19 protein-coding genes and 1 tRNA gene are annotated in these 23916 nt (G+C 43.0%); 8 read left to right on the top strand and 12 right to left on the bottom strand.

The genetic code is table 11. The features are described 5' to 3' along the window. Positions 1 to 14: 14 nt before the first annotated feature. The 5 genes from QEP06_RS00250 to recQ all read right to left on the bottom strand — a co-directional run bounded on the left by QEP06_RS00250 (position 15) and on the right by recQ (position 8245). Positions 15 to 1382 carry an aldehyde dehydrogenase gene (locus QEP06_RS00250; RefSeq protein WP_285268569.1) on the bottom strand — a complete coding sequence of 456 codons (1368 nt, stop codon included), beginning with the start codon at positions 1380 to 1382 and terminating at the stop codon, positions 15 to 17. 501 nt (positions 1383 to 1883) lie between these two features. After that, the gene (locus tag QEP06_RS00255; RefSeq protein ID WP_285268570.1) at positions 1884 to 4430 is read right to left on the bottom strand and encodes an adenosylcobalamin-dependent ribonucleoside-diphosphate reductase; all 2547 of its coding nucleotides are present in this window, start codon (positions 4428 to 4430) and stop codon (positions 1884 to 1886) included. A 147-nt stretch (positions 4431 to 4577) separates the two neighbouring features. Next, entirely contained in the window at positions 4578 to 5657 is a 1080-nt protein-coding gene (locus QEP06_RS00260; protein WP_285268571.1) for a glycosyltransferase, read from the bottom strand. Between the two features lie 180 nt (positions 5658 to 5837). Further along, positions 5838 to 6020 (bottom strand): hypothetical protein, encoded by a 183-nt coding sequence (locus tag QEP06_RS00265; RefSeq protein ID WP_285268572.1) that lies wholly within the window; start codon positions 6018 to 6020, stop codon positions 5838 to 5840. 26 nt (positions 6021 to 6046) lie between these two features. Next, on the bottom strand, positions 6047 to 8245 hold the full coding sequence (gene recQ, locus QEP06_RS00270) for a DNA helicase RecQ (protein ID WP_285268573.1): 2199 nt from the start codon (positions 8243 to 8245) through the stop codon (positions 6047 to 6049). Between the two features lie 186 nt (positions 8246 to 8431). Between recQ and QEP06_RS00275 the strand changes: the two genes are divergently transcribed. Both QEP06_RS00275 and tatC read left to right on the top strand, forming a co-directional pair. Then, positions 8432 to 9391 (top strand): KpsF/GutQ family sugar-phosphate isomerase, encoded by a 960-nt coding sequence (locus tag QEP06_RS00275; RefSeq protein ID WP_285268574.1) that lies wholly within the window; start codon positions 8432 to 8434, stop codon positions 9389 to 9391. 114 nt (positions 9392 to 9505) lie between these two features. After that, a complete protein-coding gene (tatC, locus tag QEP06_RS00280; protein ID WP_285268575.1) occupies positions 9506 to 10324 on the top strand; it encodes a twin-arginine translocase subunit TatC in 819 nt (272 codons plus the stop codon). Positions 10325 to 10502: 178 nt separating this feature from the next. Here the strand turns inward: tatC and QEP06_RS00285 are convergent, their stop codons facing one another. Next, entirely contained in the window at positions 10503 to 10931 is a 429-nt protein-coding gene (locus QEP06_RS00285) for an SRPBCC family protein (RefSeq protein WP_285268576.1), read from the bottom strand. 154 nt (positions 10932 to 11085) lie between these two features. Between QEP06_RS00285 and QEP06_RS00290 the strand changes: the two genes are divergently transcribed. The 4 genes from QEP06_RS00290 (at position 11086) to QEP06_RS00305 (ending at position 15311) form a co-directional block, all read left to right on the top strand. Beyond that, positions 11086 to 12183, top strand: coding sequence for an MBL fold metallo-hydrolase (locus tag QEP06_RS00290; RefSeq protein WP_285268577.1), 1098 nt, complete (start codon positions 11086 to 11088; stop codon positions 12181 to 12183). Positions 12184 to 12228: 45 nt separating this feature from the next. Beyond that, on the top strand, positions 12229 to 12999 hold the full coding sequence (locus tag QEP06_RS00295; RefSeq protein WP_251833649.1) for a tryptophan-rich sensory protein: 771 nt from the start codon (positions 12229 to 12231) through the stop codon (positions 12997 to 12999). A gap of 21 nt (positions 13000 to 13020) precedes the next feature. Continuing rightward, positions 13021 to 14028, top strand: coding sequence for an alpha/beta fold hydrolase (locus tag QEP06_RS00300; RefSeq protein WP_285268578.1), 1008 nt, complete (start codon positions 13021 to 13023; stop codon positions 14026 to 14028). Positions 14029 to 14096: 68 nt separating this feature from the next. Next, positions 14097 to 15311 (top strand): acetyl-CoA C-acyltransferase, encoded by a 1215-nt coding sequence (locus QEP06_RS00305; RefSeq protein ID WP_285268579.1) that lies wholly within the window; start codon positions 14097 to 14099, stop codon positions 15309 to 15311. Positions 15312 to 15504: 193 nt separating this feature from the next. On the opposite strand, the gene QEP06_RS00310 is transcribed toward QEP06_RS00305, so the two are convergent. From QEP06_RS00310 to QEP06_RS00320, 3 genes are read right to left on the bottom strand one after another with little or no spacing between them, the layout of a single operon-like run. Continuing rightward, complete coding sequence (locus QEP06_RS00310) at positions 15505 to 15951, bottom strand: VOC family protein (RefSeq protein WP_285268580.1); 447 nt, start codon at positions 15949 to 15951, stop codon at positions 15505 to 15507. 4 nt (positions 15952 to 15955) lie between these two features. Further along, entirely contained in the window at positions 15956 to 16369 is a 414-nt protein-coding gene (locus QEP06_RS00315) for a hypothetical protein (protein WP_285268581.1), read from the bottom strand. Between the two features lie 28 nt (positions 16370 to 16397). After that, positions 16398 to 16853, bottom strand: coding sequence for a DUF1569 domain-containing protein (locus QEP06_RS00320; protein ID WP_285268582.1), 456 nt, complete (start codon positions 16851 to 16853; stop codon positions 16398 to 16400). A 221-nt stretch (positions 16854 to 17074) separates the two neighbouring features. Here QEP06_RS00320 and lpdA point away from each other — a divergent pair, with 221 nt between their 5' ends. After that, positions 17075 to 18478 carry a dihydrolipoyl dehydrogenase gene (lpdA, locus tag QEP06_RS00325; RefSeq protein WP_285268583.1) on the top strand — a complete coding sequence of 468 codons (1404 nt, stop codon included), beginning with the start codon at positions 17075 to 17077 and terminating at the stop codon, positions 18476 to 18478. 340 nt (positions 18479 to 18818) lie between these two features. Here the strand turns inward: lpdA and QEP06_RS00330 are convergent, their stop codons facing one another. Continuing rightward, positions 18819 to 19022: a KTSC domain-containing protein gene (locus tag QEP06_RS00330; protein WP_285268584.1), complete on the bottom strand. Its 204-nt coding sequence runs from the start codon at positions 19020 to 19022 to the stop codon at positions 18819 to 18821. A 66-nt stretch (positions 19023 to 19088) separates the two neighbouring features. On the opposite strand from QEP06_RS00330, the gene QEP06_RS00335 reads away from it, so the two are divergent. Further along, positions 19089 to 19931, top strand: a complete 843-nt coding sequence (locus QEP06_RS00335) for a CvfB family protein (protein ID WP_285268585.1) — start codon at positions 19089 to 19091, stop codon at positions 19929 to 19931. Between the two features lie 50 nt (positions 19932 to 19981). Here QEP06_RS00335 and QEP06_RS00340 read toward each other — a convergent pair. Next, a tRNA-Pro gene (locus tag QEP06_RS00340) sits at positions 19982 to 20055 on the bottom strand. A 54-nt stretch (positions 20056 to 20109) separates the two neighbouring features. After that, positions 20110 to 23910: a T9SS type B sorting domain-containing protein gene (locus QEP06_RS00345; protein ID WP_285268586.1), complete on the bottom strand. Its 3801-nt coding sequence runs from the start codon at positions 23908 to 23910 to the stop codon at positions 20110 to 20112. Positions 23911 to 23916 lie beyond the last annotated feature (6 nt).

Genomic DNA, 23916 nt, shown 5'->3' on the forward strand with positions numbered 1-23916 from the left:
TTTAAAACAGGCTTTTACCAGGACAGAAGTTTCCGGATCAGTGAAAGTTTTTTGGCTGTATATGGCGGATATTTAATGGCCGGTTCACCCCAGTTTTTCCTGTGCAGCACCGCCTTTTTATGTGAAAATGCCTCGAAGCCATATTTCCCGTGATAGTTGCCCATTCCGGAATTTCCCACGCCGCCGAACGGCAGCGCATCGTTGCTGAGGTGCATCATCACGTCGTTTATACAGCCGCCACCAAAAGAATAGTTGTCTTTAAAGAATTTAATCTCTTCCGGATTGTTCGAAAACAGGTAAGCTGCCAGCGGTTTTTCGAGTTGCGCCAGGTGATTCATCGCCTCCCGAAAATATTTATAGGAAACAACCGGCAGAATGGGCCCGAAAATTTCCTCGCGCATCACTTCATCATCCCAGTTTACATTGTCCAAAACAGTTGGCTCGATGTATCGTGTCCCGGGGTCCGTATTTCCGCCGAAATAAATTTTCCCGCGGTCAATCAGTTGCATAAGCCTCGCGTAATTTTTGTCATTAATGATTTGCGCATAATGCTCGCTACCAGCCTTATAATCGAATTTTTTAATATAATCCCGCAGATAATCGAGAAAATGATCCTTGATTTTCTCTTCTACCAGCACGAAGTCCGGCGCCACACAGGTCTGTCCGGCATTGATGAATTTTCCCCACACGATCCTGCGTGCGGCCACTTCCAAATCTGCGTCGGCCGTCACGATCGCCGGTGATTTTCCGCCGAGTTCCAAAACTACCGGCGTCAGGTTTTTTGCCGCGGCTTCATAAACAATCTTGCCGACCTGTGTACTTCCGGTAAAAAATATCTTGTCGAATTTTTGCTTTAATATTTCCGTAGTTTCCTCCACACCGCCTATGCACACGTGGAAGAAATCTGGTTTAAAGTGTTGGTTGATGAGATTTTGGATGACCAACATCGTGTGATGTGCGATTTCGCTGGGTTTTAGGATTACGGTGTTTCCGGCTGCGATTGCGGAAATGGCCGGCAACAGCGAAAGCTGAATAGGGTAGTTCCACGCACCAATGACCAAAACGGTACCCAAAGGTTCACTGTAAACCCTGCTTGAGCCCGGAAGATTCGCTAGGTTCGTCCATTTTCTTTCGGGTTTAGCAAGCTGCGAAAGGTTGCGCAAAAAATACTCAATTTCTTTATTGATGATTGAAATTTCAGTGGTGAAAGTATCGAACGCGGATTTTGCGAAATCTTTATAGATGGCCTCGTAGAAGGCTTTTTCGTTATCATTAACCAGTTTTTGCAGTTTTTTCAGTTGCTCTTTCCTGAAACGTATATCCTTGGTTTGGTGCGTGCGGAAGAATTCGCGCTGATTTTCTATGAGTTGCGTATAATCCATTAGTTGTTGGTATATTTCAGTTGAACTAATCAAAAGCGCTTCAAAATCCGCGCCTCACGCCGTCGATGCTGTTTTAACACAACTTGCAATGAGATTTAATTTTAAAAATAAAATTTAAAATCATCAAAACAACCTATTGAAAATGATCAATTCGGTCCCGAGCCCAATGTTTGAATGACTAAGCTAAAATTTTAGGCTCACCAGTGAAAGTTTTAGCTTGATGTGCTAAACATTTAGCTTTAAAACGTAATCATTTAGGTTAAAGACATAATCATTTAGGTTAAAGGCGCAATGGTTTAGGTTATGAAGCTAAAGTTTTAGGTAAAGGACGTAAATGTTTAGGTTCCTGACGTAAAAATATACGTCGCGGACGTAATCGTTTAGCCTGCGGCCTTAAACATTCCGCTGATTAACCTAAAGCTGTATGTTCCGATAAAAAAAATCCGCCTCCACTGAGGAAACGGATTTTGATTTTATTTAAATATGCTTTCTGGATTGGTTTTAGCCGCACTTGCTCGAGCCACAGTTTTTGCAAATCAGGCAACCTTCCTGATAAACCACCTGGTCGGAGCTGCAGTTGGAGCATTTTCCGGCAGCCTCAGTACCGTCGGCGATATACCGCTTCAGGGCGCGTGCTACACCAGCTTTCCAGTTATTGATCGATTCGGAATCGAGTTCGAGACGGTTGATCAGTTCCACTACGTTTTCAATCGGCATTCCGTGTCTCAAGGTGCCCGAAATCAGTTTGGCGTAATTCCAGAATTCAGGATTAAACTTATGCGAAAGCCCTTCAATTGTAGTTTTATAGCCACGAAGATTCTTAAACTGGAAATCGTAGCGTGATTTGCCGTTTTCGTCGCGGTTTTTAATGATGACCCCGTCATTTACCCAGCGTGGCAGCGCGATACCTTCTTCATCATCGGCCAGTCCGGTGAAGATTTCGTACGGTTTTTTATCGATCAGACCGATGAAGGCAATCCATTTGTCTTTATTGTTTTGGAAACGCACAATGTCGGTTTCCAGGATCTGAGGTCTTTTTTTCGGAAATGCAGTGCTGGCCGGAGATTCTTCTTTCTTTTCGTCGTTCGAAATCAAAACGCCGGAACGCGAACCGTCGCGGTAAACTGTCACGCCTTTGCAGCCCACTTCCCAAGCCTTGATGTAAAGCTGATTCACCAGTTCTTCTGTTGCATCATTCGGGATGTTGATCGTTACGGAAATAGAATGATCTACCCATTTTTGGATTGCACCCTGCATTTCCACCTTGCTGAGCCAATCAACGTCATTCGAAGTAGCCTTATAATACGGCGACTGCTCGATGATTTTGTTGATTTCTTCCTGGGTATAATTGCGTTCGGTATCGATACCGTTCACCTCCATCCACTGCTTGAAACGGTGGTGAAAAACGATGTATTCTTCCCAGTGATCACCCACTTCATCTACGAAATCTACGCGAACTTCCTGGTCGTTCGGATTCACTTTGCGGCGGCGTTTATACACTGGCAGGAAAACCGGTTCAATGCCGGAAGTCGTTTGAGACATCAGCGAAGTGCTGCCCGTAGGCGCAATAGTAAGCAACGCGATATTCCTTCTGCCGAATTTTTGAAGGTCTTCAAACAATTCCGGATCTGCATCTTTAATTCTTTGAACAAAAGGATTGTTTTTCTCGCGTTTCTCATCATAAATCGCGAATGCGCCGCGTTCTCTTGCCATTTCAACGGACGAACGGTAGGCTGCCAGCGCCAATGTCTTATGGACTAAAGTTGAAAATTCGTTCCCTTCTTTGCTGCCGTATTGTATGTTCAAAGCCGCCAGCATATCACCTTCTGCGGTAATCCCAACACCTGTTCGGCGGCCTTCGATCGTCTTTTTGCGGATGCTGATCCAAAGATTTCTTTCGGTTGCCTTAATCTCGTCGCCTTCCGGATCTGACTCGATTTTTTCTAAAATCGCATCAATTTTTTCAATCTCAAGATCGATGATATCGTCCATCATCCTTTGTGCATAACCGACGTGCTTTTTGAAAAGTTCGAAATTGAATTTTGCTTTTTTGGTAAACGGATTTTCTACATACGAGAACAGGTTCACCGCAAGAAGTCTGCACGAATCATACGGGCAAAGCGGAATTTCACCACATGGATTCGTGGAAACCGTTTCGTAACCCAGATCTGCATAGCAATCCGGCAAAGACTCTCGGATGATCGTGTCCCAGAAAAGAATCCCGGGTTCCGCAGATTTCCAGGCGTTGTGGATGATCTTATCCCAAAGCTCGGTCGCTTTCACTTCCTTTTCGAACTTCGGATTTTGGCTGTGTATTGGGTATTTCTGAATGTAATTTTCCTTGGCTACCACCGCGTTCATGAACTCATCATCAATCCTCACAGAAATATTGGCGCCCGTAATCTTTCCCTGCTCAAGTTTAGCATTCACGAAATCTTCAGAATCGGGGTGATTAATCGAAACCGAAAGCATCAGTGCGCCGCGTCGGCCATCCTGGGCTACTTCGCGTGTGGAGTTAGAATATCTTTCCATGAATGGCACCAAGCCCGTAGAAGTGAGCGCCGAATTTTTCACTGCGGAACCTTTCGGACGGATGTGAGACAGGTCGTGGCCCACACCGCCGCGTCTTTTCATCAGTTGCACCTGCTCCTGATCAATTTTCATGATGCTGCCGTAAGAGTCGCTTTGTGTGCCGCTGCCGATTACGAAACAGTTGGACAGTGAAGCAATCTGGAAATCGTTTCCGATTCCGGTCATCGGGCTTCCTTGCGGTATGATGTATTTAAAATTTTTAATCAGGTCAAAAACTTCATTTTCAGGTAAAGCATTGGGATAATTGGCTTCAATTCTTGCGATCTCTGACGCAATTCTTCGGTGCATATCATCCGGTGTGCGTTCGTAAATGTTGCCGTCGGAATCTTTCAGCGCATACTTGCTGACCCAAACTTTTGCAGCTAAATCATCGCCGTTAAAGTACTGTAATGTTGATTCATACGCATCCACGTAACTATAAATTGTGCCTTTGTGCTCGAGTTCCAGTGTATCCATAAATCTATCTTTATTAATTAAATAAAAATAGAACATTATTTCCACAAGGCAAAAAGTTTACAAACTTTAATTGTTATATCATTGATAACGAATTAATTAATTTTTCAAAAAGATTAAAAAGTTTACAAAAATGAAAACCGACTTGTTCTATTTAATTAAACTAGTTATCAGATTTTCGTATTTAAACATGATAAATTCTTTTGAAAACCGTGTGGCGATTGAGTGTCTGATTGAATCGCGGTCAAATTCCGCATTTACAAGTTCCCGGATTCGTCCTGCAAAAATTTCAGCCTGGTTGATGTCAAGTATTTCCCCGTTGATTTGATGCTCGATAATTTCCGAAATCCCACCCGGACAGTTATTTGCCAACGCGTAGGTGCCGCATGCGCCCGCTTCAAGAAGTACATTCGGAAAACCTTCGTAGCGTGAAGACAGCACGAAAAGATCCGCGAACAGTAGAAAGCGGTAAGGGTTTTCATGCTGCCCATGGAAAATGATATTTTCTAAGCCATGGTGCCTCCTCAAGTGCTGGAGCAACGCATAATCGCGACCATTTCCTACGATATGCAATAGAATTTTTTCGTTTTTAAGGTGTGAAAATACTTTCAGCAAATTATCAAAACCCTTTCTAGCAGAAAGATTGCCTATTGCCACCACATTTTTAAAATCGGGTTTAAAACTTTCGCATTTCTTCGCATTTTCCGTTTGGCTTCTAATGAAATCAAAATCGACCGGATTATTTATTTTGACGATTTTATGCTCGTCAATCCTTAAATTTTCGATGAGGTCAGTTTTCATATCATCGCTTTGTGCAATGATGCGGTGAAAATTATTATAAAAGCGGTAAAAGAACCGGATTTCCGGACGTTTTACGTGTTCCGAAACTACGTTTGTTTCGCGCGCAATAAATTTAGTTTTCGGAAAAAGCGGGATGAACAGGGAGATGTATGCGTTTATTTCACCATATCCGGAAAATACGATGTCCGGTTTCCGGCGTCTGATTTCAAGCAGAATGGGTTTTAAGGCAAACCGCATTTTCTGTGTTTTGATGTCGATGATTTCCACGTCTTCCTTCAAATGTTTCAGATAGCCACCTGCTCTCCTCATAAGCAGGATTTTTGGTTCAAAGAGTTCGCGCGGAAGATGATTCGCGATCGTGGTAATTACGCGCTCAGCGCCGCCGGTTTCAAGGTCGGGAAGGATGAAAATTATTGAGGTTTTGCTCATGAAGTTTATGCAGAAACTTTCAGAATGTGTTGCGTGCAGCTACAAAAGTTCAGGATATTCCTGCGAATGGTTGTTGAGAATGTGATTAACGGGGACGCGGTCGGCTTTCCGGTAAAAGAATACCAGGTCGTGCGCTGGTTGGCTTTGTATTTTATATAATGATGGCCGGAGTGTTTTAATTTACCACTGCTTTTTCCTTTCATCAAAATCATCTTTTACAGGATACGCAGTCGTTTCTTCGGCCACCTGCGGAACTTCCATCCGGTTTTTAATCCTTAAAATCTCCAGCAATACAGATTCGTCTTCAAGTGATTTTAGCCAGTCAGCGATTTCTGTTTTTAAAGTTTCCATGTTGTTTTCCATCTTTGTGCTATTTTGTGTTAAACGAATCAGTTAGCTACATCCGAAATAAATTTAATCCTAAGCATTCTTACCTCCTCGTCACTTAGATCGTCGCCAAATTCTGCCAGTAGAACCTTCATACTGTCACTTTCGCTTTCACTCATGAATTCCATGAAGCCTTCTACAATGTCTTCGTCGAAATTCTCGTCGATGTAATAATCAATATTAAGTTTAGTACCCTGATAAACAATACGTTCCATTTCTTTCAGCAAATCTTCCATCGAAAGGTTTTTTGCTTTTGCTATGTCTTCCAGGTCGATTTTCTTGTCCGTGCTTTGTATGATGAAAACTTTATGCGAAGATTTGTTAGCCACCTGCTTGATCACCATATCTTCATTACGTTCGATGCCGTTTTCTTCCACGTACTTCCTTATGTACTCTACGAATTCCTTTCCATAACGTTTCGCCTTGCCTTCGCCAACACCATATATTTTCGCCATTTCCTCAATAGTAGTAGGGTATTGAACCGTCATGTCCTCCAAACTTGGATCCATGAAAACAGTGTATGGTGGAACGCCGTGTTTCTTCCCGACGCTTGCCCGTAATTCCTTTAAATTGGAAAAAAGCACTTCATCCATGCTGCTGCCCTGCTGAGACTGTTCAGAATCTGCTTTTGTCTGTGCGAGGTCGTACTGGCGGTCTTCGGCAATCAGGAACGGTGTTTTATCTTTTCCGTTAATTATTTTCTGACCTTTTTCTGTGATTTTTAAGACACCATAAGTTTCAATGTCCTTTTGCAGATAATTTTGTACCGTAGCCTGACGGATGATCGTTTTCCAGAAATTCTCCGCGTGTTCCTTGCCAAAACCGAACTCTTTCCGCAATTCAAGCTTATAAGATTTTGTCACGGAGTTTTCTTTGCCTGCAATGACAGAGATCAGATCTTTAGTTTTAAATTTTTCTTCCAGGTCTTTCACAAGGTTCAAAACCTGTTTCAATTCTTTTGTAGCATCCTTCAGAACCGGGGGATTCGCGAAATTATCACACATCTGCGCGCCCGCACCGTTCACCGGATCGAACTGTTCGCCGAAATAATAGAGGATGTACTGCCGTCTGCTCATCGAAGTTTCGGCGTAACCTACCACTTCATTCAGAAGCTGTAGGCCGATTTCCCGTTCCGAAACGGGTTTTTGAGCCAGGAATTTCTCGAGTTTTTCAATATCTTTCGGGTCATAAAACGCCAGACAGTACCCTTCACCACCATCGCGGCCTGCGCGTCCGGTTTCCTGATAATAGCTTTCAAGCGATTTTGGGATGTCATAATGAATCACAAAACGCACATCAGGTTTGTCGATACCCATTCCGAAGGCTATTGTGGCCACAATGACGTCGGCTTCTTCCATCAGAAACTTATCCTGGTTCAGCACGCGTGTCTTTTGGTCCAGACCGGCGTGGTAGGGTAGTGCATTGATACCGTTGACCTGTAAGAGTTGCGCAAGTTCCTCCACTTTGCGGCGGCTAAGACAGTACACAATTCCGGATTTTCCTTTGTAGCGGTTGATGAATTTTACGATCTCGCGGTCAATATCTACTTTAGGTCGTACTTCATAAAACAGGTTTGGGCGGTTAAAACTTTCCTTGAACACCAGCGCGTTCGTCATGCCTAGTGTTTTCTGGATGTCATCCTGTACTTTTGGTGTCGCGGTAGCTGTAAGCGCAATCACAGGTACATCGGCAATTTTGTCTATGATGAGTTTTAGATTCCGGTATTCCGGACGGAAATCATGTCCCCATTCCGAGATGCAGTGTGCTTCGTCTATCGCGACAAACGAAATTTTCACTTCGCGCAAAAACTCCAGGTAATCTTCTTTTATTAATGATTCCGGCGCCACATAAAGTAGCTTCGTCCTTCCACGACGAATGTCGTCAAAAACCTGCTTGATCTGGGTTTTATTAAGTGACGAATTTAGCACGTGCGCCACGCCTTCGTCTGAAGAAAGCCCATTCACGGCGTCAACCTGATTTTTCATCAGAGCGATCAAAGGCGAAACCACAATCGCAGTTCCTTCCGAAATAAGTGCCGGCAGTTGATAGCAGAGCGATTTTCCGCCGCCGGTTGGCATCAATACAAATATGTCGTTGCCTTCGAGAAGACTCTTGATGATTTCCTGCTGCTGTCCTTTGAAGGTTGAAAAACCGAAATACTTCTTAAGTTCTTGCTGTATATCGGCGGTATTGTTTTTCATTAGTCTCAAGGTATTTTATGCATTTTTTCATTTTTAATTCTCCTTTTCATCATTGACAGAGGGAATGAATTAGTTTGCTAAATTTGCATATTACTCAAAGTTAAAAAATAATAATCAGAATAAAAAAAATCGGTGCCCGGCAGCGAAAATTAAGTTTCCCGCGGCACCTGATTTTAAATTTTAAATATGAACGACGAGTCTATTCTAAATGTTGCCCGTAAAGCCCTTGAGATCGAAATTACCGAACTTCAAAGTCTAAAAGACCGACTGGGAGACAGCTTCCTTAGAGCCATTGAAACAATCAACGGGAGCAATGGCAAACTCATCATCGTGGGCATCGGAAAATCGGCACATGTCGCCAACAAAATAGTAGCGACACTGAATTCTACCGGTACACCTGCGCAGTTTCTGCATGCATCCGAAGCGCTGCACGGTGATTTAGGCGTCATCCAGAAAAATGATGTGGTGCTTTGTATATCGAATTCAGGCAACTCACCGGAGATCGTAAACCTACTGACTTTTCTGAAACAGTATTCCTCAGCATTGATCGGGATGACCGGAAATTTAAATTCTAAACTAGCAGAAGCCTCAGATGTGGTGTTGGATACTTCCGTGGAAAAAGAAGCGTGTCCCATAAAACTCGCTCCTACAAGTTCCACTACAGTTCAGATGGCGCTCGGAGACGCGCTTGCGGTGTGTCTGATGGAAATCAACGGCTTTAAAGAAAGCGATTTCGCAAAGTTTCATCCCGGTGGTGCACTTGGGAAAAATCTTACGGCTACAGTGGAGCAGTTTTTATCCATCCAAAAACCTCAGGTCGCAGCCGATGCCGGCATTCGGGAAATAATAATCTCCATCAGCAGCTCCACGCATGGGGTTACCGTCGTGGCTGAGCATGATGAAATTTTAGGCGTAATCACAGACGGTGATCTTCGCAGGATGTTGCTGAGTCAGCAGAATCTTTCAAAAGTACGTGCGGGAGACATCATGAGTAAAAATCCGAAAGCGGTGGACAAAAACGCGCTCGCAAAAGAAGCGATGCAGATCCTGAAAAGCAACAATATCGGCCAGCTGATTGTTACCGAACACGGAAAATATTACGGCATCATCGATATCCACAGACTTTTAGATGAAGGTATTGCGTAACTCTCTGCCAAAAACCTCTTCCCGTGCAACATCTGATTTCGCAGATAATTCAGTAATTTCGCAGCGCTTTTCAGCAGCTGTATTAAATGAAATCATCTCAAAAATAATTTTTCCGTGAGCGTAAAGAAAGAAATGTCATTCTGGGGCCATATCGGCGAACTGCGCGGCCACATCATCCGCTCGCTCATCGCGATTGTCTTGGGTGCAATAATCGTTGGTATGAACGTGAACTGGATCATGGATCACATTTTCTTTGGGCCCACGCGCAACGATTTCTTTACTTTTCGGGTCGTGAATCACTTCTCGCGCGAACTTTTAGGCCATGACAGCATAATTTTGCCTGACCATTTTGCGGTTCAGCAGAAAAAGCTCTTTCAGCAATTCAATGTAATGATGTCTGTGTCTATTTTTGGCGGTCTCGTCGCGGCATTCCCTTACATAATCTGGGAATTGTGGCGTTTCATTTCGCCGGCGCTGCACCCGAATGAAAGAAAAAATTCGGTTTTCCTGATCAATTTTGTGTGGATATTGTTTTTGGTCGGTATTCTCTGCGGCTATTTTCTGATCCTGCCTTTCGCCATTAACTTTGGTTTACTCTTCAGTATTTCCGAATCAATCACGCAGTTATTTGACCTGAGTGATTATACAGCACTTTTCCTGCAGGTCGTGCTCGGGATGGGCGTCGTTTTTCTCTTTCCGGTCATCGTGTATTTCCTCACGTCAATCGGCATCCTCACCCCTGTTTTCATGCGTACTTACCGTCGCCACGCTATTGTTTTGATCATGGTGGTGGCCGCAATCATCACGCCGGCGGATGTGCTGAGTATGATGATGGCTGCATTGCCACTGCTTTTGCTGTATGAATTCAGTATCATGATGAGCGCATACACCTTCAAGAAAGTTCAGGCGCGCGATGCCGCACCGCGAATCTAAATTTTAAAGAGCAACACATTTTCCGCAGTTTCCGCAAAGGGTACCCGCTGTCGCTACTCGCTTCCTGCCACCTTTTCAGGTAGCGGGAGAGCTCAAACAGGCCGCTCCATCGGGGCTACAAACACGGAAACTTCACCTTTTGAGAGTTGTCACTTTGGAAAAAAGCGGAAATATCCGCTTACTTTTTCTCCACAAATTCTTTCAGGTCCGTACCTACAATTTCGTTCCAGCCTTCCTCAAAACTTTCGCGGCGAAAATCACTGCCAAGATGGTTTAAGTTTTCAAGGCCTTTATGCATCAGCGTGACGAGAGTTCCGTCCCCATCTTGCTCCAGACGCCATTTAACGATGGTTTTTTCTTTAGAAAATTCCGGATAACTCCACGTGTGTTTCAGTTTTTCGTTCGGAATCACTTCCAGGATTTCGCCGTGGTGATGAAATTTCTTCCCTTCACCAGGCTCGAAAAAATTAAATTCGCCGTGCTCAGTCAGTTCAAAATCAGGAATGTCGAAATACCATTCCTTCATCTGCTCTTTGTCAGTAAGCGCGGCCCACACCTTGTCTACCGGAGCCTCCATTTTTTGTTTTACAACTATATTATCGTGCATAATATTGGTTTTTTAAGTCTATTAAAATTAGTCAAAATATGTGAACATTTCGTGCAATCTGTAACTGACTTTATTCAGTATCTTATTTTAAAGTAAATTTGCCCGCATTTTGCAACCGCTTTTTTTATTTTAAACAAAAATGAGATTTCCGAAGATGATTGTATTTATAATTGCCGTCCTTATGCTGCTTACGGCCGGCACTTTACTGTTCCTCGCGCAGTCTCAGTTTGGAAAACACCCTTCGGGAGCACGTTTGGCAAGAATCTTGAAATCCCCTCATTACCAAAACGGCCGGTTTGATAATCTTAATAAAACACCACAGTTTGCAGAAGATACGTCGATGCCGGAAGTGATGTTTCGGCTTTTGTTTGGCAAAAAAGAAAATACGCGTCCGTCCAAACCATTCAAATTCAAAAAGACCGACCTGAATACACTTCGCCCCGATGAGAATGTCTTTATCTGGATGGGTCATTCGTCTTATTACATCCAGCTTCACGGTAAGAAAATTCTTGTAGATCCTGTTTTCAGCGGCAACGCTTCGCCGGTTTCATTTACTACAAAAGCATTTGCGGGCAGCGACATTTATTCAGCAGCGGATATCACCGAGCTTGATTACCTGATTATCACGCACGATCATTGGGATCATCTCGATTTTGAAACGGTAAAAGAACTGAAACCGAAAGTAAAGCACGTCATCACAGGTCTCGGAACCGGGGAACACCTGGAAAGTTGGGGTTATGAAAAGAACATACTGACCGAGCTCGATTGGGGTGAAAGTGCCGATTTGCAAAATGGTTTCAAAATCTATTGTGAAGCTGCGCGGCATTTTTCCGGGCGCGGTCTGCGGCGCGACAAGGCAATTTGGGCAAGTTTTGTGTTAGAGTCTCCCTCCCAAAGAATTTACATCGGTGGCGACAGTGGCTATGACGATCACTTTAAAAAAATTGGCCTGAAGTACGGAATTTTTGATCTCGCAATCCTGGAAAACGGTCAATACAACCGCGATTGGCGATATATCCACTTCCTCCCCGGTGAAAATATTCAGGCGATGAAAGATCTCAACGCGAAACGCATGATCCCTGTCCATAATTCCAAATTTGCATTGGCTTCTCACCCGTGGACGGAGCCATTAGATAAAATCATGGAACTTAACACCGAAAAACTACGCATCATCACCCCTGAAATAGGCGGGAAAGTAATGTGGCAGGACGATACGCGTGTTTATCCGCGCTGGTGGGACAAATACCGATAATATTTGGAATGATTTTTACTTCAGTGATGGTTAAATTCCAGCACTATGACCAGAACATTACAAATTGCTAACGGTATTGCGTTAGTTTTCACCATTTTATTTAATTATTTAAGTAATACTGGGGTTTTCAACGGAAAAACCATCGGCAATGTTTCCGATGAATACCACAATCTGTTCACGCCCGCGGGCTATGCATTTTCAATTTGGGGCCTGATCTATATTTTACTGTTCGCGTTCGTGATCTACACCGGAAGAAGCCTCTTCAAACCTGAAAAAAATGGAGGTGAGACCTTCGTGACCCGAATGGGCTGGTGGTTTGTGGTTTCCTGTATCGCCAATTGTCTCTGGATTGTCACCTGGCTTTTTGGCTACACGGGGCTTTCGGTACTTGTACTCGCCGCAGCATTCATTTCATTAATGGTAATTGTTCTTGAGGCTTTAAAATATTACCGCGGAAGTGCCGAAAAATGGTTTATCAATATCCCGTTCCAGATCTATGCAGGTTGGCTCAGCGTAGCATTGATCGCCGCGGCCGCGTCGTGGCTACAGAAGATTGGTTGGGAAGGTTTCGGATTGTCAGAAGAGGCATGGACGGTCATAATGATCACAGTTGCGGTCGCTGTTCACCTATTCATGACCTGGCAAAAAAGAGCTTTGGCTTTCGCGTTGGTCGCGGTTTGGGCATTGGTGGCAATCGCCGTCTCAAATCAGGATATAAATTATACCGTTTATGCTGCAGCACTTGTGGCAGCACTTATAATTGCGGTCAGCAGCGTCATCTTCCTTTTAAAACGAAGAGCGTTTGGGCCTCGATAGATTTTCGTAAATTGGTGGGATATGAAAATTCAGAATTTTAAATTTTTTACGCTTCTTGCGCTTCTTTTTTATGTAACTGTCTATGCGCAGGACGTTAGTAAACTTCAGCCACTTGATGCTGAGCTTTCGACGGTACAATATCCGTTTTCGGTTCATTTTAAGCGTATTGTAAATCAACAGCAAAAACTTAAAATGGCCTATATGGATGTGTTCCCTGCCAAACCAAACGGAAAAACCATCGTGCTGCTCCACGGTAAGAATTTTAACGGCTACTACTTTGAAGAAACCGCGATCCGCCTGCAGCAGGAAGGTTTCCGCGTGATCATGCCCGATCAGATTGGCTTTGGAAAGTCTTCGAAACCGCTTCAGTTTCAATACAGCTTCCAACAGTTAGCTGAAAACACGAAATCAATCCTTGACTCGCTGAAAATTGACCGGTTTGCGCTTTTGGGACACTCGATGGGCGGAATGCTCGCCACCAAAATGGCTGTGATGTATCCGGAGAATATTGATAAATTGGTGCTTGTGAATCCGATCGGACTCGAAGACTATAGGGATTTTTCTCCTTATCAAAACATCGACAAACTTTATACTTCCGAGCTCAAAAACACTTACGGGTCTTACAGGGATTATCAGCTAAAATATTACTATGACGGCAAATGGAAGCCGGAATATGACAAGTGGCTGAATTTACTTGCGGGCTGGACAATCCACAAAGATTTTCCAATAACAGCATGGAATGCGGCGCTCACAACCGATATGATCTATACGCAGCCTGTAGTGCAGGATTTTGAAAAAATTACCAGCCCGACCCTTCTTATAATCGGAACCCGCGACAGAACGGCGATCGGAAAAAATAATGCGCCTAAAGAAATTCAGCCCTTGATGGGCCAGTATCAGAATCTCGGCAGGCAAACACATCAAAGAATTAAAGGTTCAAAGCTTGTAGAGCTTCAAAATGTAGGGCATTCGCCGCATATCGAAGTTTTTGGCCGTTTTATCCAGCCACTGCTCGATTTCCTCAAATAACTTTTAATGAAAGGCTTCCCGCGGAAGCCTTTTTATTTTAATTTTACGCGACAAACTTAAATTTAATAATGGAAGACGCATATATCATATCCGGCACACGCTCGGCCATCGGAAATTTTAAAGGAAGCCTTTCTCACCTCCGCACGGATGACCTCATAGCAAATGTCATCAAAAATCTGATCGATAAAAACCCGGATTTTCCTTTTGATAAAGTGGATGACGTCATCATCGGTTGCGCAAACCAGGCAGGTGAAGACAACCGAAATGTTGCCAGAATGGCTTTGTTGCTTGCTGGCCTACCGGTGAACGTTCCAGGTGAAACTGTAAACCGCCTTTGCGCCTCAGGCATGAGTGCGATAGTGCACGCCGCGAGAGCTATAAAATCCGGTGAAGGTGACCTTTTCATTGCTGGTGGTGTGGAAGGAATGTCGCGGGCGCCTTACGTGATTTCAAAAGCAGAAAACGCTTTTGCGACTGACCAGAAAATGTACGACTCAAGTTTTGGCTGGCGTTTTATCAATCCTAAGATGGAAGATATGTACGGCACCGAAGCCATGGGTAAAACGGCTGAAAACCTTGCCCAGAAATACGAAATAAGCCGAGAAAGACAGGATGCTTTCGCGCTGAACTCTCAGCTGAAAGCTGCAGAAGCACAGAATAAAGGAAGGTTGGCGGAAGAAATATCCGCGGTGGCGGTCCCGAAAGGCCGAAAAGAAACGGTCTTTTTTGAAAAAGATGAGTTTCTGAAACCGGCGTCGAATATGGAAATTTTAGGTAATCTGCGGGGCGCGTTTTTAAGAGAAAACGGTACGGTGACGGCGGGTAATGCTTCGGGTTTGAATGACGGTGCGGCCGCAGTGATTGTCGCGTCTGGTGAAGCAATAAATAAATATTCCTTAAAGCCCCTGGCTAAAATTGTCGCATCTGCAGTGACCGGAACTAAACCCGGCATCATGGGAATCGGGCCGGTGGAAGCGAGCAAACTTGCGCTGAAACGCGCAGGGCTGACTTTGGACGAGATTGATATCATCGAACTGAACGAAGCTTTTGCTGCGCAAAGTATCGCCTGCCTGATGGAACTTGGAATTGCCGACGATGATCCACGTGTAAATGTGAATGGTGGCGCCATTGCATTGGGTCATCCGCTTGGTATGAGTGGTACGCGTATCACTTATTCGGCAGCGCTGGAGCTTTCCAAAACCGGAAAGCGCTATGCTTTAGCCACGATGTGTGTGGGTGTAGGGCAGGGATATGCGGTGGTTTTAGAGAATCCTGCCGTTTAAGAATGTCTTTAAAATATGAAAAGCAAAGCCGGAAATTTTCCGGCTTTTGTTATTCTAAATTAATCCTGGGGAAAGGTGCTCGTCCCTAACTTTTAGCCCCGATTGAAGCGGCCTCGCCGCCGAGGCGGGATATAGCGGAAAGCGGGTATGCTTTTCAGAAGAAGCTAAAATTTGGTAGCTCCTCAATCGAAATTTAATTGTGTTGCGAAGTTGCGGGTTCGTCATAATTGACCATCCACCTGATGCCGAATTTATCCGTCCACATGCCGAAGTACGCGCCCCAAAAGGTGTCAGCGAGCGGCATTGTAATGTTGCCACCTTCGGCCAGCCCGTAGAAAATGCGCTCTGCTTCTTCGCGCGAATCTGTGTTTATGGAAAGCGAAAAATTGTTTCCTGGTGTAAAATCGCCGTTCGGGTCCGCATTGGTGTCAGAACCCATCAAAACGGTTTCCAGCGAAATTGGAAGCGAGACGTGCATGATTCTGTTTCTGAGTTCTTCCGGCATCTGCTGACCGTCCTGCGCCGGCATATCGCCGAAGCGTGAAAATTGGCCGAACTCACCGCCAAAAACGGATTTGTAGAATATAAATGCATCTTCGCAGTTACCGTCGAATGTCAAATAGGCGTTAATCTGTGCCATTTTTTTAGTTTTTTTGAAGTGAAGTGGTGCTTCGTGCCAACGATCGGCCGGCCATTACGAGCCCCCAGGACGCAAGGCCCAGAACCCAGAACCAAAATGGTGTGGGCAGCGTAAGCATCATGTAGATTGAAATAAGTGCGAAGAGCGCACCGATGATAAATGCGGGTGCACGACTGCTGTCGCGCGCAATTTTAGTTGCTGTGAAGCCACCGCAGAACGCGCCGGCGGCGTAGGATAAAATGACGAAGAACAACGCCATGAACGGCGCGGTCTCCACATATTTTTTCAAAGATTCTGTATCGTTGAGATCAGCGCCCATTGGCGGCGGGTAGGCCTGCCGACCGAGCCACTGTACAATTCCCAGTACTACTGCAGTGACAATGATGCCTGCGATAACGGCTGCAATTTTTCTTAACATAGGTTGTAGTTTTTTAGGGTTGTACTTTTTAAACGCCAAATTGCTGAAGATGATGGTTTAAATGTTTGGCGAACATATTATTCCATTCCTGCGCGGTAAGTTTGCCAAATGAATGGTTTTCTTTACCGTCAAACGCATCCCGGCCCAGTTGCTGTGTTTTTTGGATGTAACCGATGAGTCTTTTCTTTTCAGCCTCGAAATCTTTTATGCCGGCAATTTTAAAAAGTGGGCTGGTAGGACCATTTTGAGGGTATGATTTTTCACCCATGACCTTCGCTTTTACAAAATTCTTCATGATAAACTTCGCGATGCCGCCCATTTTCTTAAACTTTTGAGGTTCGAATGCCAGCTCATAAGCCACGTTAAGGTGCGCCAACATTTGATCTACGGTCATCTGGCCCCAATTTGGGCTGCTTTCCGGTGTAAGTTTGTTGATTCTCGCGATGTAATCCTGCGCAGTGGAGGCATCGAAAATATTTTGCATGCGGGAAGATTTATTTCAACAAATGTATTTAAAAATTAAGTTTAAAGAAATGGGCGTACCGAATTTTAATTAAATACAGCACTTCAATGTTGTTCTAAAAGTCTGGTGTTTTGCGGCCTGTCATTAAATATATTTAAAGTACTAAAGGCTAAAGCCAAAGGCAAAATTTTCGTAAATTCGCGACACTTAAAGCTAACGTTTAAATACAAATAAAAATAACAATGAGTCAATTCGATGTTACCGTTATCGGTTCAGGACCTGGAGGATATGTTGCTGCAATACGCTGTGCGCAACTGGGTTTGAAGACCGCAATTATTGAGAAATATCCAACGATGGGCGGTACCTGTCTGAACGTGGGCTGTATCCCGTCAAAAGCTTTGCTGGACAGTTCGGAACATTTCGAGAATGCCAAACATAATTTTGCCAGCCACGGTATCATCATCGATGAGCCGAAAGCCGACCTTGCCCGTATGATCGCGCGTAAGAACGAAGTGGTGGACCAAACGACCAAAGGAATCCAGTTCCTGATGGACAAAAATAAGATCACCGTTTTTGAAGGTGTAGGTAGTTTTGAATCTTCTACGCAGGTTAAAGTAACTAAAAAGGACGGTTCATCGGAAATCATCGATTCAAAATATATCATTATCGCAACCGGCTCGAAACCAAGTTCGTTGCCCTTCATCAGCCTGGATAAAGAGCGTGTGATCACCTCAACCGAAGCATTGGAGCTTAAAGAAATTCCGAAACATCTTGTTGTGATCGGAGGTGGAGTGATTGGATTGGAACTTGGTTCTGTGTATAAAAGACTTGGTTCAGAGGTTACCGTGGTTGAGTTTATGGATAAAATCATCCCAACGATGGACGGTGCACTATCAAAAGAGCTTAATAAAGTTCTGAGAAAGCAGGGTATCAAATTCATGCTTTCAACCGCAGTTCAGGCTGTTGAAAGAAACGGAGATTCGGTGAAAGTTACCGCAAAGGACAAAAAAGGTGCTGAATTAGTTGTAGAAGGTGATTATGTTTTGGTTTCTGTTGGAAGAAAACCTTATACAGAAGGTCTTGGGCTTGAAAAAGCAGGTGTGGACCTTGATGAGAGAGGCAGAGTGAAGACAAATGCACATCTTCAAACCAATGTTTCAAATATCTATGCGATAGGGGATGTAGTAGCCGGCGCAATGCTGGCGCACAAAGCTTCTGAAGAAGGCGTTTTGGTAGCTGAGCAGCTTGCCGGACAAAAACCGCACATCAATTACAACCTAATTCCAGGCGTGGTTTATACATGGCCGGAAGTTGCGGCCGTGGGTAAAACCGAAGAGCAACTGAAAGAAGAAGGTGTTGCAATAAAAGTCGGTAATTTCCCTATGAGAGCGCTTGGCAGAAGCCGTGCCTCAGGTGATATCGATGGTTTCATCAAAATCATTGCAGACGAAAAAACCGATGAGGTTTTAGGCGTTCACATGATTGGCGCAAGAGCAGCGGATATGATCGCTGCTGCGGTTACAGCAATGGAGTTCCGCGCTTCAGCGGAAGATATCTCGCGCATGTCTCACGCACACCCAACATTCGCAGAAGCTATTAAGGAAGCGGCGCTGGACGCAACGGGTAAGATTGCGTTGCATATGTAAGAACAAAGTAAAAAGTGAAAGGAGCCAAGTAGGGACAGATTTGGCTGTCGTATAGGCAAAAAATAAAGAGAAGTTTCGGCTTCTCTTTTTTTGTACTTGATCTTACCATTATGAGGAGGCAGTAACTTTAATGACAATCATAGTTTAGAAAAAATATAGAGTATTTGTTTTGATGATTTAATAACTCAAATCCTGTTTTACTATCAAATATTTTAAAAACAAATGCATTATTTGAATATACAATTACGGAAATTGTTCCGCAATGTTGTTTTGCCATTTCTGGAGGTTGCGGAACCGTTTCTGACGACTGCTGGCCTGTTTCGCACGCACAAAATTTTATTTAAGCATCAGAAACTTTCGCGTATTTGAAAAAGGGTTTAATCTTTTTATTCAGATAAGTTCCTTTCGAAAAAGCCGCCCGGAACTCATCGAAAACTTCCTGCGGCACATCCAAATAATCGTAAATTGCGCCAGAAACATAGATGATGCGCAGGATTTCGAGCTCAGGTTTGTAAAAATATTTTCGGATGACGGAGGAAGGCATGCCGTGATTCTACAATTTCTGTTCCTTTAGATTTCATACCTTTGCGCATCTATATTACATTCCTTTATGATCCCAGGCAAAACTCAAATTCTAAAAATCGCAGAAAAAAACTACTCCGGACTTTTTCTTGAAGACGAAAACGGCGAACGGGCCTTTCTTCCGAAAATTTTCGCTTCTGAAAGTGCCGAAATTGGCGATGAAATGGAGGTATTTGTGTATCAGGATGATGATAAACTGAAAGCTACGACCGAAAAACCAAATGCCGAAGTGGGCGAATTTGCGGTGATGTCCTGCGTGCAGAGCCTTCCGAGCGGCGCATTTATGGATTGGGGAATCATCAAAGATCTATTTGTGCCGTACAAGCAGCAGAAGCAAAAGATCATTGAAGGAAGGCGATATCTTGTTCATGTTTTTGTGGACGAAATTTTAGGCCTGATAACCGGTACAACAACGTTCAAACGCAACCCGACTTACGAAGATCTACCTTTTCGAGTAGGGGATAAGGTGAGTCTGATCATCATGGGTGAAAGCGAACTGGGTTGGAATGTCGTCATTAATAAAAAATACATCGGGCTGGTGTATGCTTCCGACGTTTACAAAAAACTGTTCCCGCTTTCGGAGGAAACCGGTTATATAAAAACCATTCGCGAGGACGGAAAAATCGATGTGTCGCTGCAGCCGCAAGGTTATGAGAATATCGATGAGTTCCAGCAGATCATCTTGCAGAAACTTAAACAAAATTATGGTTTGCTTTATCTTTCGGATAAATCTGAGCCTGAAGAAATCAAAGACGAACTTCAGATGAGCAAGAAAAATTTCAAGAAAGCAATCGGTGGACTTTACCGCGATAAAAAAATCGAGATTTTTGAAGATAAAATTCGGTTGATTGACGAAGCTGAAGAAAATTAGATTGAAATAAATACAAAAAGAGCAGTGAATCACTGCTCTTTTACTGTTTGTCGGGATGACTGGATTCGAACCAGCGACCCCTTGCACCCCATGCAAGTACGCTACCGGGCTGCGCTACATCCCGAATTGCGGTACAAAAATATTAAATAGTTTGGCACTCTCAAAATGATTTTCGTATCTAATTTCTGTTTTTAATCAGCAGCCAGCCGTTGAGAATTCGGCCGTCGGAAACTTTAATCTGGTACCAGTAATTTCCGGTGGGAAGCGGGCGTGAATTTAATTTTCCGTCCCATTCGAAACTGCCTGTTGACACTTTATATAGAACCGCATTTCCCCAACGGTCTAAAACCGTGATCTCAGAATTGGGATAATTTTCGAGACCTCCAATTTTCCAAGTGTCGTTTTTACCGTCGCCGTTCGGACTGAAACTGTTGCTTACATTGAAAATCGTAAAATCCATCTGGCCGATCACGCAGCCACCGCTTGTTTTTACATAAACGGTATGATTTCCATTTGAAAGATTTGAAAATATATTTGAAATTTGCCACGTCCTGTTATCCAGAGAATATAGGAAGTCGCCGGTTTCCGACATTTGTACGGTTGCAGTATTGTTCACGATCTGAACCCTGGTAATAGAAGCTAACGGAGATTTTGTCACCGTAACGCTTGCGGAATTTTTACAGTTAAATGCGTTCGTGACAGTAACAGTATATTTTCCGATTTCAGCAGCCGTAAGTGTTTGGCTTGTTGAGATTACGTTCAAATCACTGTCTTTTGTCCATTCATATGACGAAAATCCCGCGCCGGCATCAAGCGTAACGGATTGTCCGTTGCAGAATTCCGCATTTGCGGGCAAGTTAACTACAGGTTTTGGGTTTAAGGTTAAATTAAGTTTTACGGATACAAAACAGCCTAAAGTATTTGAGATCTTTACATTGAATTCATTTGAACCAATCGTAAGCGTAACATTCGAAGGATTTAAAATAAGCTGATTTGAAGCGGTATAAAATTCGAAAATTAGTCCGGCGGTATTGGCATTCAATCCTGTTTTAAAATCATTAAGATCGACAATTTTAGAAGTTGAAACCGTGTCATTGCAAATGCTTTCAGCGTGATCCTTTGCTGGAATTCCGCCGTTCGCAACAGAAACCTTAACCGCCAGTTTCTTCGTGCTTTTGCAGCCGCTCACGGTTTGTGTGGCGTAATACGTTTCGCCATCAGTCAGTGGAGTTGAAATGGGAATAACGTTTCCTAGCGAATCATACCATTTAACATTAGTTCCGGAAACCGCGAGGTTTGAAAGGTCAGGATTCTGGGCTGAACAGAAATCCTGTTGAATATTTCCGGTTGGAGGCGCGGTATCATTGAGCGCAACGGTGATTTCAAATTTTGCGCTTTCGCAGCCACTCAAAGTTTGTGTCGCAAAATATTTAGTACCGTCGGTTAAAAGAGTGTTTGTGTTTAAAGCGTTTCCGGCTGCATCGTACCATTTAATAGATGTTCCCGCAATCTGAAGATTGGAAATTTTTGGAACATCGATTTTGCAAAAGGTTTGTATTGCATTTGCAATGGGCAACGGCTCACTAATGATCATTACATTCTGGTTTTGCGTGGAGATATTCCCGTTTCCGTCGTCATAATTCCAGGCAATCACATAGTTTCCCGGAAGCGAATACTGCAGCGGATCGGAAGTTGTTCCAATAATATTACCCATACAAACATCAGTTGCTGTTGGGATGGTGGAAATTACGGTTTTGCAGTTTCCGGTAATTGTTGGAAGTACGGCAATATTGGGGATGGGAGCGGTTTTGTCTTCTAGCTTAATGGTTGTTTCTGCTTTTTGACTTTCGCAACTGTTTATTGTTTGCGTTATAAAATATTTTTTACCGTTGATAAGAATAGTTTCCTCATCCAAAAGGTTGTTCAGTGAATCATACCATTTGATATTCTGCCCATTTATCTGGATGTCCTTTATTTTATAAGTTTTTGCCGGGCAAAGTTCGGTGACGTTACTGACGATGGGTTTTGGTGCAGTGGAATACACGGTAAAAGTGGTGGATAGTCCTTTGCACACTATATTTTGGTTGAAATTTACAAAATATACAGTATAGGTAGAATTAGCGACAATTAAAGTCTGGGGAGGGATGTCGCTGTTAACATTATTGGAAAATCGGAGATTATTGGGATTAATTGTTGGGAAGAGATCTTGAAGTCTCATAGTTCCCATATTGCATAAATACTGGTTTTGAATGTTGGGCTTATCTGGAGTTACTATGACATTTGCCCGAACTTTTAGTCTTGTAGGATTGATACCACATGATGCATCTGTAACAGAAGCATAATAATCCTTACCATCTTCTAAAATTGTATCATTTGAAAGTGGTATCGTTGAAGTTGGTGAATCGTACCAAGTCGTGTAAGAAGTCATAGGGTATAAATTGCTTATTCGTGCATTCGACGTAGAGCAATAGTTGACTACGCTATCACCATCTGGAGTTCCTGTATAACATTTTGATAGTTTCTGGACTGTTGAACCAAAGTATATCGTCGGTGCATTTGACACAATATCCTGATCTGGATCTAGATCAATAGCCGACATTGGTACAGCAGTATAATAATAGTGGTCGTTTTTTTTATCAAAAATAAGTGAATGGTTCCCACTGTAATAAGGGAACCCACTCTTGTTGTAAATTAATTTACCATCGAGATTATACCTTAGCCATATTGCTTCGCTAGTACTTTGTGTTTTTAAATATTCGATTTTGGAAAATTGATCCTTTGACTGCAGCGTTCGGTCAGAATTAAACGTCATGACATTTACTATTCCTCCATGTGAAAAATTTACTGATCCTTGTGAGAAACCACTTTCATAAATGGAAGAATGCCAGATATAATTTTTGTTTTCATCCATTTTCAGTACGATAACAGCATCTTTATTAAAAGCTTCAAAATTTATTGATTTATTGCTAAAAGCTATAGTCTGCTCTATACCGTTTTGGCATATAAGAACTATATTATTCTGTTCATCAATATCTAACTTATCATTATTTGCAGTATTGTAGTTTAAACTTCCGGATGGCAAGTATTGGAACCATTTGAAATTTCCGTTTTTATCTATTTTGCACAGATAATGTAAGTATGTGTTAGAGTTCTGAACTCGATATGGCGCGAGATTTTCGAACTGAAAATAATTTTCATTTCTACCACTTAAAACAATACTACCATTACTGTCAGTTTTAAGAGAGGTGATAATCGGGCTGTAATGTCCCTGCACGCTCACTGCCCATTTAAAATTTCCATTTTTATCATTTTTTAAAATGAAACCGCTTCCATTCGTACCCTGTAAGTTATAAGTTGCGTTAGGGTCGCTATCGAAATCCACATTGTCGTTTCCATATGATAGATAATTTCCGAAGGTGATAATATTGTTCTCGGAATCTAAGGAGGATTTGGCACCATCGCGTACTCCTTCATAGAAATTACCAAATTTATATACTCCGTCTTTGTCCAATTTTACGACAAAAGCGCCATATGTCCACGGACCTGAGTGGGTAGCTGTAACTATGTCCTGTTGAAGCGGATCCGGATTTAAATCAAATGTGTTTTGGAATTGACAGTAACCGGTTACAATTATATCTCCATTATTGTCAGTATTAAGGGAATAAACTTTACTTGAAAGATTAGAGTCGAAAGATTTTGACCATATATAGTCTTTGTCTTTGTTTAATTTATATATAAAACCAAAAGAATTAGCTGTACCGGTCAACTGGTACGTAGTGGGATCGCTGCTTGCGAAACCTATCTTATCACTGTAAGTGCCACCTGCATATAAATTTTCCCCATCATCCGTTGCAACGGAGAAAATGGCATTGTTCCGCAACATTGCAGGATCAAAATATGTTTCAGAATGCCAGATTAATTTTTGGGAAAAGACTAGGACAGAAATTGAAGTAAAGACAAGTAAGTAGATTTTTTTCATCAAATA

The sequence above is a fragment of the Kaistella rhinocerotis genome, assembly GCF_030243905.1.
In the GTDB taxonomy this organism is placed as follows: Bacteria; Bacteroidota; Bacteroidia; order Flavobacteriales; family Weeksellaceae; genus Kaistella; species Kaistella rhinocerotis.

What these genes read in the sequence shown, in the direction of transcription:
- QEP06_RS00255 (WP_285268570.1), bottom strand. Translation starts at nt 4,430, where the DNA reads ATGGATACACTGGAACTCGAGCACAAAGGCACAATTTATAGTTACGTG.
- lpdA (WP_285268583.1), top strand. Translation starts at nt 17,075, where the DNA reads ATGAGTCAATTCGATGTTACCGTTATCGGTTCAGGACCTGGAGGATAT.
- QEP06_RS00305 (WP_285268579.1), top strand. Translation starts at nt 14,097, where the DNA reads ATGGAAGACGCATATATCATATCCGGCACACGCTCGGCCATCGGAAAT.
- QEP06_RS00345 (WP_285268586.1), bottom strand. Translation starts at nt 23,910, where the DNA reads ATGAAAAAAATCTACTTACTTGTCTTTACTTCAATTTCTGTCCTAGTC.
- QEP06_RS00320 (WP_285268582.1), bottom strand. Translation starts at nt 16,853, where the DNA reads ATGCAAAATATTTTCGATGCCTCCACTGCGCAGGATTACATCGCGAGA.
- QEP06_RS00290 (WP_285268577.1), top strand. Translation starts at nt 11,086, where the DNA reads ATGATTGTATTTATAATTGCCGTCCTTATGCTGCTTACGGCCGGCACT.
- QEP06_RS00315 (WP_285268581.1), bottom strand. Translation starts at nt 16,369, where the DNA reads ATGTTAAGAAAAATTGCAGCCGTTATCGCAGGCATCATTGTCACTGCA.
- QEP06_RS00295 (WP_251833649.1), top strand. Translation starts at nt 12,229, where the DNA reads ATGACCAGAACATTACAAATTGCTAACGGTATTGCGTTAGTTTTCACC.
- QEP06_RS00265 (WP_285268572.1), bottom strand. Translation starts at nt 6,020, where the DNA reads ATGGAAAACAACATGGAAACTTTAAAAACAGAAATCGCTGACTGGCTA.
- QEP06_RS00310 (WP_285268580.1), bottom strand. Translation starts at nt 15,951, where the DNA reads ATGGCACAGATTAACGCCTATTTGACATTCGACGGTAACTGCGAAGAT.
- QEP06_RS00330 (WP_285268584.1), bottom strand. Translation starts at nt 19,022, where the DNA reads ATGCCTTCCTCCGTCATCCGAAAATATTTTTACAAACCTGAGCTCGAA.
- QEP06_RS00260 (WP_285268571.1), bottom strand. Translation starts at nt 5,657, where the DNA reads ATGAGCAAAACCTCAATAATTTTCATCCTTCCCGACCTTGAAACCGGC.
- QEP06_RS00250 (WP_285268569.1), bottom strand. Translation starts at nt 1,382, where the DNA reads ATGGATTATACGCAACTCATAGAAAATCAGCGCGAATTCTTCCGCACG.
- QEP06_RS00300 (WP_285268578.1), top strand. Translation starts at nt 13,021, where the DNA reads ATGAAAATTCAGAATTTTAAATTTTTTACGCTTCTTGCGCTTCTTTTT.
- recQ (WP_285268573.1), bottom strand. Translation starts at nt 8,245, where the DNA reads ATGAAAAACAATACCGCCGATATACAGCAAGAACTTAAGAAGTATTTC.
- QEP06_RS00275 (WP_285268574.1), top strand. Translation starts at nt 8,432, where the DNA reads ATGAACGACGAGTCTATTCTAAATGTTGCCCGTAAAGCCCTTGAGATC.
- QEP06_RS00335 (WP_285268585.1), top strand. Translation starts at nt 19,089, where the DNA reads ATGATCCCAGGCAAAACTCAAATTCTAAAAATCGCAGAAAAAAACTAC.
- QEP06_RS00285 (WP_285268576.1), bottom strand. Translation starts at nt 10,931, where the DNA reads ATGCACGATAATATAGTTGTAAAACAAAAAATGGAGGCTCCGGTAGAC.